Annotated in this window: 12 protein-coding genes and 1 other annotated feature; all 12 genes read left to right on the plus strand. The window is 44.1% G+C overall.

Annotated elements, in window-relative coordinates; genetic code table 11:
- Positions 1-29: 29 nt before the first annotated feature.
- The gene (gene rplK / locus P6709_RS18635; RefSeq protein WP_041054642.1) at positions 30-455 is read left to right on the plus strand and encodes a 50S ribosomal protein L11; all 426 of its coding nucleotides are present in this window, start codon (positions 30-32) and stop codon (positions 453-455) included.
- Between the two features lie 109 nt (positions 456-564).
- Positions 565-1,263 carry a 50S ribosomal protein L1 gene (gene rplA / locus P6709_RS18640; protein ID WP_278242433.1) on the plus strand — a complete coding sequence of 233 codons (699 nt, stop codon included), beginning with the start codon at positions 565-567 and terminating at the stop codon, positions 1,261-1,263.
- A 62-nt stretch (positions 1,264-1,325) separates the two neighbouring features.
- Positions 1,326-1,470: a sequence feature (ribosomal protein L10 leader region), on the plus strand.
- 46 nt (positions 1,471-1,516) lie between these two features.
- Positions 1,517-2,017: a 50S ribosomal protein L10 gene (gene rplJ, locus P6709_RS18645; RefSeq protein WP_278242434.1), complete on the plus strand. Its 501-nt coding sequence runs from the start codon at positions 1,517-1,519 to the stop codon at positions 2,015-2,017.
- A gap of 73 nt (positions 2,018-2,090) precedes the next feature.
- Positions 2,091-2,453 carry a 50S ribosomal protein L7/L12 gene (gene rplL / locus P6709_RS18650; RefSeq protein ID WP_133378474.1) on the plus strand — a complete coding sequence of 121 codons (363 nt, stop codon included), beginning with the start codon at positions 2,091-2,093 and terminating at the stop codon, positions 2,451-2,453.
- 105 nt (positions 2,454-2,558) lie between these two features.
- A complete protein-coding gene (locus P6709_RS18655) occupies positions 2,559-3,170 on the plus strand; it encodes a class I SAM-dependent methyltransferase (RefSeq protein WP_278242435.1) in 612 nt (203 codons plus the stop codon).
- Positions 3,171-3,391: 221 nt separating this feature from the next.
- A complete protein-coding gene (rpoB, locus tag P6709_RS18660) occupies positions 3,392-6,952 on the plus strand; it encodes a DNA-directed RNA polymerase subunit beta (protein ID WP_278242436.1) in 3,561 nt (1,186 codons plus the stop codon).
- 66 nt (positions 6,953-7,018) lie between these two features.
- On the plus strand, positions 7,019-10,618 hold the full coding sequence (rpoC, locus tag P6709_RS18665; protein ID WP_278242437.1) for a DNA-directed RNA polymerase subunit beta': 3,600 nt from the start codon (positions 7,019-7,021) through the stop codon (positions 10,616-10,618).
- Between the two features lie 190 nt (positions 10,619-10,808).
- Positions 10,809-11,057 carry a 50S ribosomal protein L7ae-like protein gene (locus P6709_RS18670; RefSeq protein WP_278242469.1) on the plus strand — a complete coding sequence of 83 codons (249 nt, stop codon included), beginning with the start codon at positions 10,809-10,811 and terminating at the stop codon, positions 11,055-11,057.
- Positions 11,058-11,159: 102 nt separating this feature from the next.
- Entirely contained in the window at positions 11,160-11,582 is a 423-nt protein-coding gene (rpsL, locus tag P6709_RS18675) for a 30S ribosomal protein S12 (protein ID WP_041054655.1), read from the plus strand.
- 40 nt (positions 11,583-11,622) lie between these two features.
- Positions 11,623-12,093: a 30S ribosomal protein S7 gene (gene rpsG / locus P6709_RS18680; protein WP_041054656.1), complete on the plus strand. Its 471-nt coding sequence runs from the start codon at positions 11,623-11,625 to the stop codon at positions 12,091-12,093.
- A 50-nt stretch (positions 12,094-12,143) separates the two neighbouring features.
- Entirely contained in the window at positions 12,144-14,222 is a 2,079-nt protein-coding gene (fusA, locus tag P6709_RS18685) for an elongation factor G (protein WP_278242438.1), read from the plus strand.
- 125 nt (positions 14,223-14,347) lie between these two features.
- The gene (tuf, locus tag P6709_RS18690) at positions 14,348-15,538 is read left to right on the plus strand and encodes an elongation factor Tu (RefSeq protein ID WP_278242439.1); all 1,191 of its coding nucleotides are present in this window, start codon (positions 14,348-14,350) and stop codon (positions 15,536-15,538) included.
- The last annotated feature ends 279 nt before the right edge of the window (positions 15,539-15,817 follow it).

The raw sequence follows: 15,817 nt of genomic DNA on the forward strand, positions 1-15,817 counted from the left end.
CACATCACGGACTTAAGGAGGTGTGTCTCGTGGCTAAAAAAGTTATTAAATTGGTAAAGCTTCAAATCCCAGCTGGGAAAGCTAATCCAGCTCCGCCGGTAGGTCCTGCATTGGGTCAGGCTGGTGTCAACATCATGGGATTCTGTAAAGAGTTCAACGCTCGTACAGCTGATCAAGCTGGTCTTATTATCCCTGTTGAAATTACGGTTTTTGAAGACCGTTCATTTACATTCATCACTAAAACTCCCCCTGCTGCCGTTCTTCTTAAGAAAGCAGCTGGTATCGAGTCAGGTTCTGGTGAACCTAACCGCAACAAAGTAGCGACTGTCAAACGTGACAAGGTGCGTGAAATCGCGGAAACAAAAATGCCTGATCTAAACGCAGCAGATGTTGAATCAGCTATGCGTATGGTTGAAGGTACGGCTCGCAGCATGGGTATTACGATTGAAGATTAATTGATGCATGTCTTGGACGAGGTTGCGAAGTTGAAAAGTTATTTCACTCGCAACCTTTATTCGTGGGAGGTTATTCCGCTAAAACCACAATCGAGGAGGAAACAAAGAAATGGCTAAAAAAGGTAAAAAATACGTAGAAGCTGCAAAGCTTGTAGACCGTACAACTAATTATGGCGTCGTTGAAGCAATCGAACTTGCGAAAAAAACAAGCGTTGTTAAATTTGATGCAACAGTAGAGGTAGCGTTCCGTCTTGGAATCGATACACGTAAAAATGATCAGCAGATCCGTGGAGCAGTCGTTCTTCCGAACGGTACTGGTAAAACGCAAAGTGTTCTTGTATTCGCTAAAGGCGAAAAAGCAAAAGAAGCTGAAGCTGCTGGTGCTGACTTCGTAGGAGAAGGCGACCTTGTTCAAAAGATTCAAGGCGGCTGGTTCGAATTTGACGTAATCGTAGCTACACCTGACATGATGGGTGAAGTTGGTAAACTTGGACGTGTCCTTGGACCAAAAGGCTTAATGCCAAACCCTAAAACAGGTACTGTAACATTTGATGTTGAAAAAGCTGTTAAAGAAATCAAGGCTGGTAAAGTAGAATACCGCGCTGAAAAAGCTGGTATCATTCATGTGCCAATCGGAAAAGTTTCTTTCGAGACAGACAAGCTTGTTGAAAACTTCAATACGATTTTTGATACAGTGCAAAAAGCTAAGCCTGCTTCATCTAAGGGAACTTACATGAAGTCAGTAGCTGTAACAACAACGATGGGTCCTGGAATTAAGATCGACTCTTCTTCTGTTTCAGCAAAGTAATTATCACTCAAAATAATATTGACAGTGCTCTAACCATCTGATATGATGAATTGCGTTGTGTAAGTATATAACCATTTGTACCGTAGACAGCAGGCGTCCATTGGACTTAATTTCCTGCCGAGGTCATGACGATAAAAGAACTTTTCTTTTTATTGAAATGATACGCCTCGATGTCTGCAGCAGACATCGAGGCTTTTTTGTGCGTTCGAACGGTATAAATGAAGCTCCAGACAAACCAACAGGAGGTGTTAAGATGAGCAGCATTATCGAGCAAAAGAAACAGCTTGTAACAGAAATTCAAGATAAGCTACAAGGAAGCGTATCAACGATCATTGTAGATTACCGCGGACTATCTGTTGCAGAAGTAACTGAGCTGCGTAAATCACTTCGCGAAGCGGGTGTTGAGTTCAAAGTTTACAAGAACTCTATGACACGCCGAGCGGCTGAAGCGGCTGGTCTTGAAGGGTTGAATGAAAATCTTACAGGACCAAACGCAATTGCTTTCTCTAACGAGGATGTAGTTGCCCCTGCGAAGATCATTAATGAATTCGCTAAAAAACACGAAGCGCTTGAAATCAAAGCGGGTGTCATGGACGGGAATATCATCTCTGTTGATGAAGTGAAAGCACTTGCTGAACTTCCATCACGCGACGGACTTCTTTCTATGCTTCTTAGCGTACTTCAAGCACCGTTACGCGGATTTGCCGTGGCAACGAAAGCAGTTGCAGATCAAAAAGAAGAGCAAGGCGCTTAATTTTAAGCACCTGCACGCCGGATGACGATCATCCAAACAAAAATTAAAACATCCACTAAGGAGGAACTATATCATGACTAAAGAACAAATGATCGAAGCTATCAAAGAAATGACAGTTCTTGAACTAAACGACCTTGTTAAAGCAATCGAAGAAGAATTCGGTGTATCTGCTGCTGCTCCTGTAGCTGCTGCTGGTGCTGGTGGCGGAGAAGCTGCTGCTGAGCAAACTGAATTTGACGTAATCCTTACAAGCGCTGGATCTCAAAAAATCAAAGTTATCAAAGCAGTTCGTGAAATCACTGGTCTTGGCTTGAAAGAAGCGAAAGAAATGGTTGATAACACTCCTAAAGCTGTTAAAGAAGGCGCTTCTAAAGAAGAAGCTGAAGAACTTAAAGCTAAGCTTGAAGAAGTTGGAGCTGGCGTAGAAGTTAAGTAATATCGGATTGAAAGGAAAGCTCGCTTGAATAGGCGGGCTTTTTTTTACCTCTTTTGTTATAAGCTGTGTAAGATGAATATGAATCAAGTGGGAGGGTGATCTGAAATGTCAGATCATTATTATTCCAAAACTCCAGGAACTGAAAGCAACCCATTATGGTGGGATTTTACACTGCGGGGCCATACGCTTCGCTTTAAAACAGATCAGGGAGTTTTTTCGAAGAAAGAAGTGGATTTCGGCTCCAGGTTTTTAATAGAAACGTTTTCCGAGCCTGAAATAAAAGGTCCGCTGCTGGATGTTGGGTGCGGCTACGGTCCAATTGGACTGACGCTGGCGAAAAGCACAAATGACAGGGAAATTCATCTTGTAGATGTCAACAATCGTGCGCTAGACCTAGCGCGAGAAAATGCTGTGCGAAATGACGCTTCTTTCGTAAAAGTATATGAGAGTGATTGCCTTGACCAAGTGACAACCCGTGACTTTGCTGCGATTCTCACAAACCCGCCGATCCGTGCAGGGAAAAAAGTTGTACACCGAATCTTTGAGCAAAGTGCTGAACGCCTTGCTCCCGGAGGAGAACTCTGGGTAGTCATTCAAAAAAAACAGGGGGCACCCTCAGCGAAGGACAAACTTGAAACGCTTTTCGGAAATGTAGAAGTTGCCGCAAAAAGCAAAGGCTACTTCATTTTGAGAGCGAAAAAGAGTTTGACCCTCTAGTTTTCTTGTGATATTATTGTAAGATGCAAAATTATTAAAGTCAGAAAGTATGTCCATTTGCATAAATGGATCAGTTTATGGCAATAATGGTTTAAATAATTGTTCTTTACGTAGAAAATGTGGTTAATAAAAGCCTCGTTTTCTATTTGTCTTATGTCCATTTTGTGATGACATTGAGCAGAATGGATCTATCAAAACGCTTGATTTGAGGGGTGAATCAGTTGACAGGTCAACTAGTTCAGTATGGACGACACCGCCAGCGCAGAAGCTTTGCGCGTATCAGTGAAGTATTGGAACTTCCGAATCTGATTGAGATTCAGACAGCTTCCTATGAATGGTTTTTAGAAGAAGGATTGAGAGAGATGTTTCGCGACATTTCCCCAATCGAAGACTTCACTGGAAATCTTTCATTAGAATTTATTGATTACAGCCTTGGTGAACCAAAGTATTCAGTAGATGAATCAAAAGAACGCGATGTTACGTATTCTGCGCCGCTTCGTGTGAAGGTTCGACTGTTGAATAAAGATACCGGAGAAGTAAAAGATCAGGATGTGTTCATGGGAGATTTCCCTCTTATGACAGACACTGGGACGTTCATCATTAATGGAGCTGAACGTGTTATTGTATCACAGCTTGTTCGATCGCCAAGTGTGTATTTCCACGGCAAAATGGATAAGAACGGAAAAAGAGGCTTCGGCGCTACGGTGATTCCTAACCGCGGGGCTTGGCTTGAGTATGAAACAGATGCAAAAGATGTCGTTCACGTTCGTATCGATCGTACACGGAAGCTTCCTGTAACTGTTTTATTACGTGCGCTCGGCTTTGGTACGGATCAGGAAATTATTGATCTGATCGGTGACAACGAATATATCCGTAATACGCTTGAAAAAGATAATACGGAAACCGTTGATAAAGCATTGCTCGAAATCTATGAGAGACTTCGCCCTGGCGAACCTCCAACTGTAGATAACGCAAAGAGTCTTCTAGAATCACGTTTCTTTGATCCAAAGCGCTACGACCTTGCTAATGTAGGTCGATATAAAATGAATAAAAAGCTTCACATTAAGAACCGTTTATTCGGACAAGTGCTGGCAGAAACGCTGGCAGATCCGGAAACAGGCGAGATTCTTGCAGAAAAGGGAACAACTCTTGACCGCCGAAACCTTGATAAGCTGATTCCTTATCTTGAAAATGGCGTTGGTTTTAAAACCATTAACCATGCTGGCGGCGTGATCGAAGAAGAACTAACGCTTCAGTCGATCAAAATCCAGGTTCCTAACGCAGATAGTGACAAAGAAATTTTAGTGACTGGTAATGCTTATGTAGATGATAGTGTTAAAAACATTACCGCTGCTGATATCATTTCTTCTATCAGTTATTTCTTTAATCTATTACATGGTGTCGGTTTAACAGATGATATTGATCATCTTGGAAATCGTCGTCTGCGTTCTGTTGGTGAGCTTTTGCAAAACCAGTTCCGCATCGGGCTTTCCCGTATGGAGCGAGTGGTGCGTGAAAGAATGTCCATCCAGGACACAAACACCATTACACCACAGCAGTTAATTAACATTCGCCCTGTAATTGCGTCTATTAAAGAGTTTTTTGGAAGCTCTCAATTATCTCAATTCATGGATCAGACAAATCCATTAGCTGAATTGACGCATAAACGTCGTCTGTCAGCACTTGGACCTGGTGGTTTAACACGTGAGCGTGCGGGCTTTGAAGTACGTGACGTTCATTACTCCCACTACGGACGTATGTGCCCAATTGAGACGCCTGAGGGACCAAATATCGGACTGATCAACTCGTTGTCAAGCTTTGCGAAGGTAAACCGTTTTGGATTCATTGAAACGCCTTACCGTCGTGTAGACCCTGATACCGGAAAAGTGACAGACCGGATTGACTATTTAACTGCTGATGAAGAAGATAATTACGTTGTTGCACAGGCAAATGCCCGTTTAGGTGATGACGGATCGTTCCTTGATGATGAAGTAGTATCGCGTTTCCGCGGTGAGAACACCGTAATCAGACGTGATCGCCTTGATTACATGGACGTATCGCCAAAACAGGTTGTATCTGCTGCAACCGCATGTATTCCTTTCTTGGAAAACGATGACTCCAACCGTGCACTAATGGGAGCGAACATGCAGCGTCAGGCAGTTCCTTTGCTCAATCCTGAAGCCCCGTTCGTTGGGACAGGAATGGAGCACGTTTCTGCTAAAGATTCAGGTGCTGCTGTCATCAATAAGCATGAAGGTATTGTTGAGCGTGTTCAGGCGAGCCAGGTTTGGGTCCGCAGACTCGTTGAGATCGACGGAAAAGAAACAGAAGGCGATCTTGATAAATACAAAATGCAAAAATTCATTCGTTCCAACCAGGGAACTTGCTATAACCAGCGTCCGATCGTTTCTGTAGGAGACCGCGTAGTAAAAGGTGAAATCCTTGCAGATGGTCCTTCGATGGAATTAGGAGAGCTTGCTCTTGGCCGTAACGTTCTTGTCGGATTCATGACATGGGACGGCTACAACTATGAGGATGCTGTTATCATGAGTGAGCGTCTGGTGAAAGACGATGTATACACGTCGATCCATATTGAAGAATATGAATCAGAATCACGTGATACAAAGCTTGGACCTGAAGAAATCACGCGTGATATTCCAAACGTCGGGGAAGATGCACTCCGCAATCTTGATGAGCGCGGAATCATCCGAATTGGTGCGGAAGTGAAAGACGGGGATATCCTTGTTGGGAAAGTAACGCCAAAAGGTGTGACGGAACTAACAGCGGAAGAACGTCTGCTTCATGCGATTTTCGGTGAAAAAGCCCGTGAAGTAAGAGATACTTCGCTTCGCGTACCGCATGGTGCCGGAGGAATTATTCTTGATGTGAAAATCTTCAACCGTGAAGACGGAGACGAGCTTCCACCGGGAGTAAACCAATTGGTTCGTGCTTATATCGTTCAAAAGAGAAAAATCTCTGTTGGGGATAAAATGGCCGGACGCCACGGAAACAAGGGTGTTATTTCACGGATACTTCCGGAAGAAGATATGCCATATCTGCCTGACGGAACGCCGATTGATATCATGTTAAACCCGCTTGGTGTACCATCCCGAATGAACATCGGACAGGTGCTTGAAATGCATATGGGTATGGCCGCACGCTCAATGGGCATCCATATTGCCACTCCGGTATTTGACGGTGCTAACGAGGAAGATGTGTGGGCTACAATTGAAGAAGCCGGCATGTCGCGTGACGGAAAAACCGTTTTATACGACGGGAGATCCGGAGATCCATTTGATAACCGCGTGTCAGTCGGTGTGATGTACATGATCAAGCTTGCTCACATGGTTGATGATAAACTTCACGCTCGTTCAACTGGTCCTTACTCACTTGTTACTCAGCAGCCGCTGGGTGGTAAAGCGCAGTTTGGCGGACAGCGTTTTGGAGAGATGGAAGTTTGGGCCCTTGAAGCATATGGGGCTGCTTACACACTGCAGGAGATTTTGACTGTTAAGTCGGATGATGTTGTAGGCCGTGTTAAAACTTACGAAGCCATTGTAAAAGGCGACAGCGTACCTGAACCGGGCGTACCTGAATCATTCAAAGTATTGATTAAAGAGCTTCAAAGCTTAGGTATGGACGTTAAGATGCTGTCTAGCAATGATGAAGAAATTGAAATGCGCGACATGGATGATGAAGAAGATATTCATCAGGCAGACGCATTGAATATTGCACCGGAAACCGATGTATTAACATCAGAAACCGTTGCGGCAAAAGAATGAGCAATACAACTGTGCAGATAACCGACAAAAGGGCAAAACCTGTAAACGAAAAGGGAGGTAGGCTCCTTGATAGATGTTAATAATTTTGAGTATATGAAAATCGGCCTGGCAGCTCCTGATAAAATCCGCTCGTGGTCTTTCGGAGAAGTCAAAAAGCCAGAAACCATTAACTATCGTACGTTGAAGCCTGAAAAAGATGGTCTATTCTGTGAGCGTATTTTCGGTCCTCAAAAAGACTGGGAATGCCACTGTGGTAAATACAAACGCGTCCGGTACAAGGGCGTCGTTTGTGACCGCTGCGGAGTAGAAGTTACACGTGCCAAAGTACGCCGCGAACGTATGGGGCATATTGAATTGGCAGCGCCTGTATCACACATCTGGTACTTCAAAGGTATTCCAAGCCGTATGGGCCTTGTTCTTGACATGTCTCCGCGTGCGCTGGAAGAAGTAATTTACTTTGCTTCTTACGTTGTAACAGAATCAGGAGATACAGCGCTTGAGAAAAAGCAGCTGCTATCTGAAAAAGAATATCGTGCATATCGGGATAAATACAGCAACAAATTCCAGGCCGCAATGGGTGCAGAAGCCATCAAAAAGCTTCTTCAGGACCTTGACCTGGACAAAGAGGCAGAGATGCTGAAGGAAGAACTGAAAACTGCACAAGGCCAGCGCCGTACGCGTGCAATTAAACGCCTTGAAGTAGTGGAATCTTTCCGTAACTCGGGTAACTATCCTGATTGGATGATTCTTGATGTACTGCCTGTCATCCCGCCTGAGCTTCGTCCGATGGTACAGCTTGACGGCGGTCGTTTCGCTACATCAGATTTAAATGATCTTTATCGTCGAGTAATTAACCGGAACAACAGGCTGAAGCGTCTTCTTGACCTTGGTGCGCCAAGCATCATTGTTCAGAATGAAAAGCGTATGCTCCAGGAAGCTGTAGATGCACTGATTGACAATGGCCGGCGCGGACGTCCTGTAACTGGACCTGGTAACCGTCCATTAAAATCTCTGTCTCACATGCTGAAAGGGAAGCAGGGCCGTTTCCGTCAAAATCTTCTTGGTAAACGAGTGGACTATTCAGGCCGTTCCGTTATCGTAGTAGGTCCAAACCTGAAAATGTATCAGTGCGGACTTCCGAAAGAAATGGCGCTTGAACTGTTTAAACCGTTTGTAATGAAAGAATTGGTTGAACGCGGACTCGCTCACAATATCAAGAGTGCAAAGCGTAAAATCGAGCGTGTTCACAGCGAGGTATGGGATGTACTTGAAGATGTTATTAAAGAGCACCCGGTACTGCTGAACCGAGCACCAACCCTTCACCGTCTTGGAATTCAAGCGTTTGAGCCAACACTGGTAGAAGGACGCGCGATCCGTCTGCATCCACTTGTATGTACTGCATACAACGCCGATTTTGATGGTGACCAAATGGCCGTTCACGTTCCGCTTTCATCTGAAGCTCAAGCTGAAGCGCGTCTGCTAATGCTGGCTGCACAAAACATCTTGAATCCTAAAGATGGAAAACCTGTTGTAACACCTTCTCAGGATATGGTTTTAGGAAACTATTACCTGACTCTCGAGCGTAAGGATGCTGTAGGAGAAGGTAAAATATTCAGAGATGCTGATGAAGTACTTCTGGCGTATCAAAATGGATATGTACACCTTCACAGCCGTATTGCCATCCATGCGAGCGCAGTGAAAAAAGAAAACTTCACAGAAGAGCAAAACAAACAGCTTCTGTTGACTACACCAGGGAAGATTATCTTTAATGAAATTCTTCCGAAGTCGTTCCCTTACATCAATGAGCCGACAATGGAAAACTTGGAAGTGGCAACACCTGATAAGTTCTTCGTTGATCCGACTACAGATGTAAAAGAGCATATTAAATCGAATGAGCTTGTCTCACCGTTTAAAAAGAAATATCTTGGAAATGTCATTGCTGAAGTGTTCAAGCGATTCCACATTACCGATACGTCAAGAATGCTTGACAGCATGAAAAACCTGGGCTTTAAACACTCTACCCGTGCCGGCATTACAATCGGTATAGCTGACATCGTGGTATTACCTGAGAAACAGGTGATCCTGAAAGAAGCACAGGAAAGAGTGGATAAAGTGACGAAGCAGTTCCGACGCGGATTAATTACCGAGGAAGAACGCTACGACCGTGTAATCTCCATATGGAGTGCGGCAAAAGACGTAATTCAAGACAAGCTTATGCTTACGCTTGACAGTCTGAACCCGATCTACATGATGAGTGATTCCGGTGCCCGAGGTAACGCATCTAACTTTACGCAGCTTGCTGGTATGCGTGGTCTGATGGCCAACCCGGCTGGACGGATCATTGAGCTTCCAATCAAATCAAGTTTCCGTGAAGGACTAACTGTTCTTGAGTACTTTATTTCAACTCACGGTGCCCGTAAAGGTCTTGCCGATACAGCCCTTAAGACAGCTGACTCAGGTTACCTTACCCGTCGTCTTGTTGATGTAGCTCAGGATGTAATTGTTCGTGAAGAAGATTGTGGAACAGATAGAGGACTTCGAGTACGTTCACTAAAAGATGGTACTGAAACGATTGAACCGCTTGAAGAACGTTTAGAAGGCCGTTATTCAAATCAAACTGTAAAACACCCTGGAAATGGCAAAGTGTTTGTAAGACGCAATGAACTGATTACAGAAGATATCGCGCGTCAAATTATTGAAGCAGGTATTGAAGAAGTATCTATCCGATCTGCGTTTACTTGTAACACGCGTCATGGTGTATGTGAAAAATGCTATGGTAAGAACCTTGCAACTGGTGAAAAGGTTGAAGTGGGAGAAGCAGTTGGTATTATTGCAGCTCAATCAATCGGAGAACCAGGAACACAGCTTACTATGCGTACCTTCCATACAGGCGGGGTAGCAGGAGACGATATTACACAAGGTCTTCCGCGTATCCAGGAAATCTTTGAAGCCCGTAATCCGAAAGGTCAAGCGGTCATCTCAGAGATCGATGGAGTCGTAACAGCCATTAGTGAAGGCAAAGACCGTCAACAGGAAATCACAGTTAAAGGTGATGTTGAAACAAGAAGCTATACAGCTCCTTATACAGCGCGCCTGAAAGTGGGAATTGATGACGTCATTGCCCGAGGCCAGGAATTGACTGAAGGTTCTATTGATCCGAAAGAATTAATTAAGATTCGCGACGTTGCTGCAGTTCAGGAATACTTGCTGAAAGAAGTTCAGAAAGTATACCGTATGCAGGGCGTTGAAATCGGCGATAAGCACGTAGAAGTAATGGTACGTCAAATGCTTCGAAAAGTTCGTGTTATTGAAGCCGGTGAAACAGAATTGCTTCCAGGATCTTTACTCGATGTGCACCAGTTTATGGAGGCCAACGAAAAGGTTCTATTATCAGGCAAGAAGCCGGCAACAGGACGTCCATTGATTCTTGGAATCACAAAAGCGTCTCTTGAAACCGAGTCCTTCCTGTCCGCAGCATCCTTCCAGGAAACAACACGTGTTCTTACGGATGCAGCAATCAAAGGCAAGCGCGATGAACTTCTTGGACTTAAAGAAAATGTCATCATCGGCAAACTTGTTCCAGCCGGAACAGGAATGCAGCGCTATCGCCAGGCTGAAATCGAATCAGAAGACAAAACTGTTGAAGAAGCAGTCACAGTCGACTAATTCCGGTGGAAGTTCACAGGCAGCTGCGCCAGACAGTAAATTGGCAGGCTGACTAAAGAAAAGAGAATGCGCACCAGATAAGGTGTCGCATTCTCAATTTCTTTTATATAATGTTGACATCAACTAGATGAGATGATAATATATTCAAGGTTGCTCCTATTCGTAACCTGTTACTTTGGAGGATATGAAGATGTCTTATGAAAAAGTATCACAGGCTGAACACATCATTGTAGGATCCAAACAAGTTGTAAAGGCCCTCAAGGCAGGTTCAATCCGAGAGGTGATCGTCGCTGATGATGCGGATGTCCATGTGATTGATAAAATCATACACACCGCTAAAGATATGAACGTGTCAATTTCCCATGTAGACTCTATGAAGAAGCTGGGGAAAGCATGTGGGATCGAAGTCGGTGCTGCTGCGGTAGCCATTACTGTTTAAAGATGTTTTTGTAGTGTAGTGCTACAAAGGCTTTGTTTTTGCCCAAAAATGAACCACCTGGATGTGTGGGCTTACAACAAATTTGAAGGGAGGAAAAAACTCATGCCAACTATTAACCAATTAGTGCGCAAGCCGCGTCAATCTAAAGGCACGAAATCAACTTCACCAGCACTAAACAAGGGATACAACAGCTTTAAAAAGAAAGCAACTGATGTATCTTCTCCACAAAAACGTGGTGTATGTACTCGTGTTGGTACAATGACTCCGAAGAAACCAAACTCGGCTCTTCGTAAATATGCGCGTGTACGTTTGACAAACATGATCGAAGTAACGGCTTATATCCCAGGTATCGGACACAATCTGCAAGAGCACAGTGTTGTGCTTATCCGCGGAGGACGTGTAAAAGATTTACCAGGGGTACGTTACCACATCGTTCGTGGTGCTCTTGATACTGCCGGTGTAGACGGACGCCGTCAAGGACGTTCTCTATACGGTACTAAGAGACCAAAAGAAAAGAAATCCTAAACTGATTTAAATAGATTTTCTCGTGAAAGGAGGAACACACATGCCTCGTAAAGGTGCAGTAGCAAAACGTGACGTGTTGCCAGATCCGATTTATAATTCGAAGCTTGTAACACGCTTAATTAATAAAATCATGGTAGACGGTAAGAGAGGTACAGCTCAAAAAATTCTTTATTCAGCGTTTAATGTCATTCAGGAACGCAGCGGTAAAGATGCTCTTGAGGTGTTCGATCAAGCTCTTAAAAACATCATGCCAGTTCTTGAAGTTCGCGCACGCCGTGTAGGTGGAGCTAACTATCAGGTGCCGGTTGAAGTACGTCCAGAGCGTCGTACAACTCTTGGTCTTCGCTGGTTGGTTGATCATTCTCGCAAACGCGGAGAAAAAACAATGCAAGAGCGTTTAGCAAACGAAATTCTTGATGCAGCAAACAACACTGGAGCTGCAGTTAAGAAACGTGAAGACACTCATAAAATGGCTGAAGCTAACAAAGCATTTGCTCATTATCGCTGGTAAGATTAAACGTAGTTTTAACCATATTACCATTTTAGGAAGGAGAAAGACCCATGCCTAGAGAGTTCTCCTTATTTAACACTCGTAATATCGGTATCATGGCTCACATTGATGCCGGTAAGACGACTGCGACGGAGCGTATCCTTTATTACACAGGCCGTATCCACAAGATCGGCGAAACGCATGAAGGTGCGTCACAAATGGACTGGATGGAGCAGGAGCAAGAGCGTGGAATCACGATCACATCTGCTGCAACAACCGCTTCATGGAAAGACCACCGCGTTAACATCATCGATACACCTGGACACGTAGACTTCACTGTAGAAGTTGAACGTTCACTACGTGTACTTGATGGAGCAGTAGGTGTGCTGGATGCCCAATCGGGTGTTGAGCCGCAAACTGAAACTGTATGGCGTCAAGCAACAACTTACGGAGTGCCTCGTATTGTGTTCGTTAATAAAATGGACAAAATCGGTGCAGATTTCCTTTACTCTGTAGGTACGCTGCATGACCGTCTTCAAGCTAACGCTCATCCAATCCAGCTTCCAATCGGTGCTGAAGATGAGTTTGAAGGGATCATTGATCTAGTTGAAATGGTAGCTTACTACTATGAAGACGACCTGGGAACTCGTACTGAACAGCGTGAAATTCCTGATGAGTACAAAGAACAGGCAGAGGAGTACCGCGGCAAATTAGTTGAAGCGGTTGCTGACCTTGATGAAGATCTAATGATGAAGTACCTTGAAGGTGAAGAATTCACTACAGAGGAACTTAAAGCTGCAATCCGTAAAGGAACTGTCAACGTTGAGTTCTATCCTGTAATTTGTGGTTCTGCTTTCAAAAACAAAGGGGTTCAGCTTCTGCTGGATGCTGTTATCGACTACCTTCCATCACCTTTAGATGTTGAGTCTATCAAAGGGCACATTCCGGACACAGAAGAGGAAGTTTCACGTCCTCCAAGTGACGAAGAGCCTTTCGCTGCTCTAGCATTTAAAGTAATGACGGATCCGTATGTTGGTAAATTAACATTCTTCCGCGTGTACTCAGGAGTACTTCAATCCGGATCATATGTTCAGAATGCTTCAAAAGGAAAGCGTGAGCGCGTAGGACGTATCCTGCAAATGCACGCTAACTCCCGTGAAGAAATCTCTGAAGTATATGCGGGTGATATAGCGGCTGCTGTTGGTCTTAAAGATACAACAACAGGGGATACTCTATGTGACGAAAAGAGTCTTGTTATTCTTGAGTCTATGGAATTCCCGGAACCGGTTATCTCTGTTGCGATCGAGCCTAAGTCGAAAGCTGACCAGGATAAAATGGGTCAAGCTCTTCAAAAGCTTCAGGAAGAAGATCCAACATTCCACGCGCACACTGACACGGAAACAGGTCAAACGATCATTGCAGGTATGGGTGAGCTTCACCTTGATATACTGGTTGACCGTATGCGTCGTGAGTTTAAAGTAGAAGCTAACGTTGGTGCTCCACAGGTATCTTACCGTGAGACATTCCGCGGCTCTGCTCAAGTTGAAGGAAAATTCGTACGCCAGTCTGGTGGGCGTGGACAATTTGGACACGTTAAAATCGAATTCTCTCCAAACGAAGAGGGTAAAGGCTTTGAATTTGAAAATGGTATCGTAGGTGGTACAGTTCCTCGTGAATACATTCCTGCAGTTCAAGCTGGACTGGAAGATTCACTTGATAACGGTGTTCTTGCCGGATATCCATTAATCGATATTAAAGCTCGTCTATATGATGGTTCATACCATGATGTTGACTCCTCTGAGATGGCATTTAAGATTGCTGCTTCAATGGCATTGAAAAACGCAGTATCCAAGTGTAACCCAGTACTTCTTGAGCCGCTTATGCGTGTAGAAGTTATGATTCCTGAAGAGTACATGGGAGATATCATGGGAGATATCACATCTCGCCGTGGACGGGTAGAAGGTATGGCAGCCCGCGGTAACACGCAGATTGTTAAAGCATTCGTTCCATTATCTGAAATGTTCGGATATGCAACGTCACTTCGCTCGAATACACAAGGACGCGGAACATTCTCTATGTTCTTCGATCATTACGAAGAAGTACCTAAATCAATCTCCGAAGAAATCATCAAGAAAAATAAAGGGGAATAATTGATTTAGCTCTTTCAATAAAGTATAACTACTATGTAAGGGATGAGTGAAAGAGGTTCCCAAGAACTTCTTTCCTTCATAACAATAAAAAATATATTTTTAACTATCTAAAGGAGGATTTCCAAATGGCTAAGGAAAAATTCGACCGTTCGAAAACCCATGCTAACATTGGTACAATCGGACACGTTGACCATGGTAAAACAACTTTAACTGCTGCAATCACAACTGTACTTCACAAGAAATATGGTCGTGGAACAGCTATGGCATATGATCAAATTGATGGTGCTCCAGAAGAGCGCGAGCGCGGAATCACAATCTCAACTGCACACGTTGAGTATGAAACTGATACTCGTCACTATGCACACGTTGACTGCCCAGGACACGCTGACTATGTTAAAAACATGATCACTGGTGCTGCACAAATGGACGGAGGAATCCTAGTAGTATCTGCTGCTGACGGTCCAATGCCACAAACTCGTGAGCACATCCTTCTTTCTCGTCAAGTAGGTGTTCCTTACCTAGTTGTATTCATGAACAAATGCGACATGGTAGACGATGAAGAGCTTCTTGAGCTAGTTGAAATGGAAATTCGTGATCTTCTTTCAGACTACGACTTCCCTGGCGACGATGTTCCAGTAATCAAAGGTTCTGCTCTTAAAGCTCTTGAAGGAGATGCTGAGTGGGAAGAAAAAATCTATGAGCTTATGGAAGCTGTAGATAGCTACATCCCAACTCCAGAGCGTGACACTGACAAGCCATTCATGATGCCAGTTGAGGATGTATTCTCAATCACTGGCCGTGGTACAGTTGCTACAGGACGTGTTGAGCGTGGACAAGTTAAAGTCGGTGACGAAGTTGAAATCATTGGTCTTACTGAAGAGCCAAAGAAAACAACTGTAACTGGTGTTGAAATGTTCCGTAAGCTTCTTGACTATGCAGAAGCTGGTGACAACATCGGTGCACTACTTCGTGGTGTATCCCGTGACGACATCAACCGTGGACAAGTTCTTGCTAAGCCAGGAACAATCACTCCACACACAAACTTCAAAGCTGAAGTTTATGTTCTATCAAAAGAAGAAGGTGGACGTCACACTCCATTCTTCACTAACTACCGCCCTCAGTTCTACTTCCGTACAACTGACGTAACTGGCGTTTGTAACCTTCCAGAAGGAGTAGAAATGGTTATGCCTGGCGACAACATCGAAATGACTGTTGAGCTAATCTCTCCTATCGCAATCGAAGAAGGAACTAAGTTCTCTATTCGTGAAGGTGGACGTACAGTAGGCGCTGGCGTAGTTGCTTCTATCCAGAAGTAATTTCTGCTATTCCAACAAAACCCCTGCAGCCTTCATTGGCTTCAGGGGTTTTTTGTTTGAAAATCGCTTGGCGCAGATAGAGCATTGTTTTACTATCAAACACAAACATTATAGATGGATCCAGCTTTTACTGGCAGCTGTTTTGTAACCGCAAGATCAGCGAGTTGATCATTATGTTAATTCAATTAAGCCATAGGGTGAAAAAACGAACTAGTCGCCAAACTCAAGAGTGTAAGAATACATGCTGCTGGTAAAGATACATGCCTTACTCTATATAGA

Origin of the sequence: Jeotgalibacillus sp. ET6, assembly GCF_029667115.1 — a bacterium.
In the GTDB taxonomy this organism is placed as follows: Bacteria; Bacillota; Bacilli; order Bacillales; family Jeotgalibacillaceae; genus Jeotgalibacillus.

Coding starts and splice junctions, on each gene's coding strand:
- rplA (WP_278242433.1), top strand. CDS start 565: ATGGCTAAAAAAGGTAAAAAATACGTAGAAGCTGCAAAGCTTGTAGAC.
- P6709_RS18655 (WP_278242435.1), top strand. CDS start 2,559: ATGTCAGATCATTATTATTCCAAAACTCCAGGAACTGAAAGCAACCCA.
- rpsL (WP_041054655.1), top strand. CDS start 11,160: ATGCCAACTATTAACCAATTAGTGCGCAAGCCGCGTCAATCTAAAGGC.
- rplJ (WP_278242434.1), top strand. CDS start 1,517: ATGAGCAGCATTATCGAGCAAAAGAAACAGCTTGTAACAGAAATTCAA.
- rpsG (WP_041054656.1), top strand. CDS start 11,623: ATGCCTCGTAAAGGTGCAGTAGCAAAACGTGACGTGTTGCCAGATCCG.
- rplL (WP_133378474.1), top strand. CDS start 2,091: ATGACTAAAGAACAAATGATCGAAGCTATCAAAGAAATGACAGTTCTT.
- P6709_RS18670 (WP_278242469.1), top strand. CDS start 10,809: ATGTCTTATGAAAAAGTATCACAGGCTGAACACATCATTGTAGGATCC.
- fusA (WP_278242438.1), top strand. CDS start 12,144: ATGCCTAGAGAGTTCTCCTTATTTAACACTCGTAATATCGGTATCATG.
- tuf (WP_278242439.1), top strand. CDS start 14,348: ATGGCTAAGGAAAAATTCGACCGTTCGAAAACCCATGCTAACATTGGT.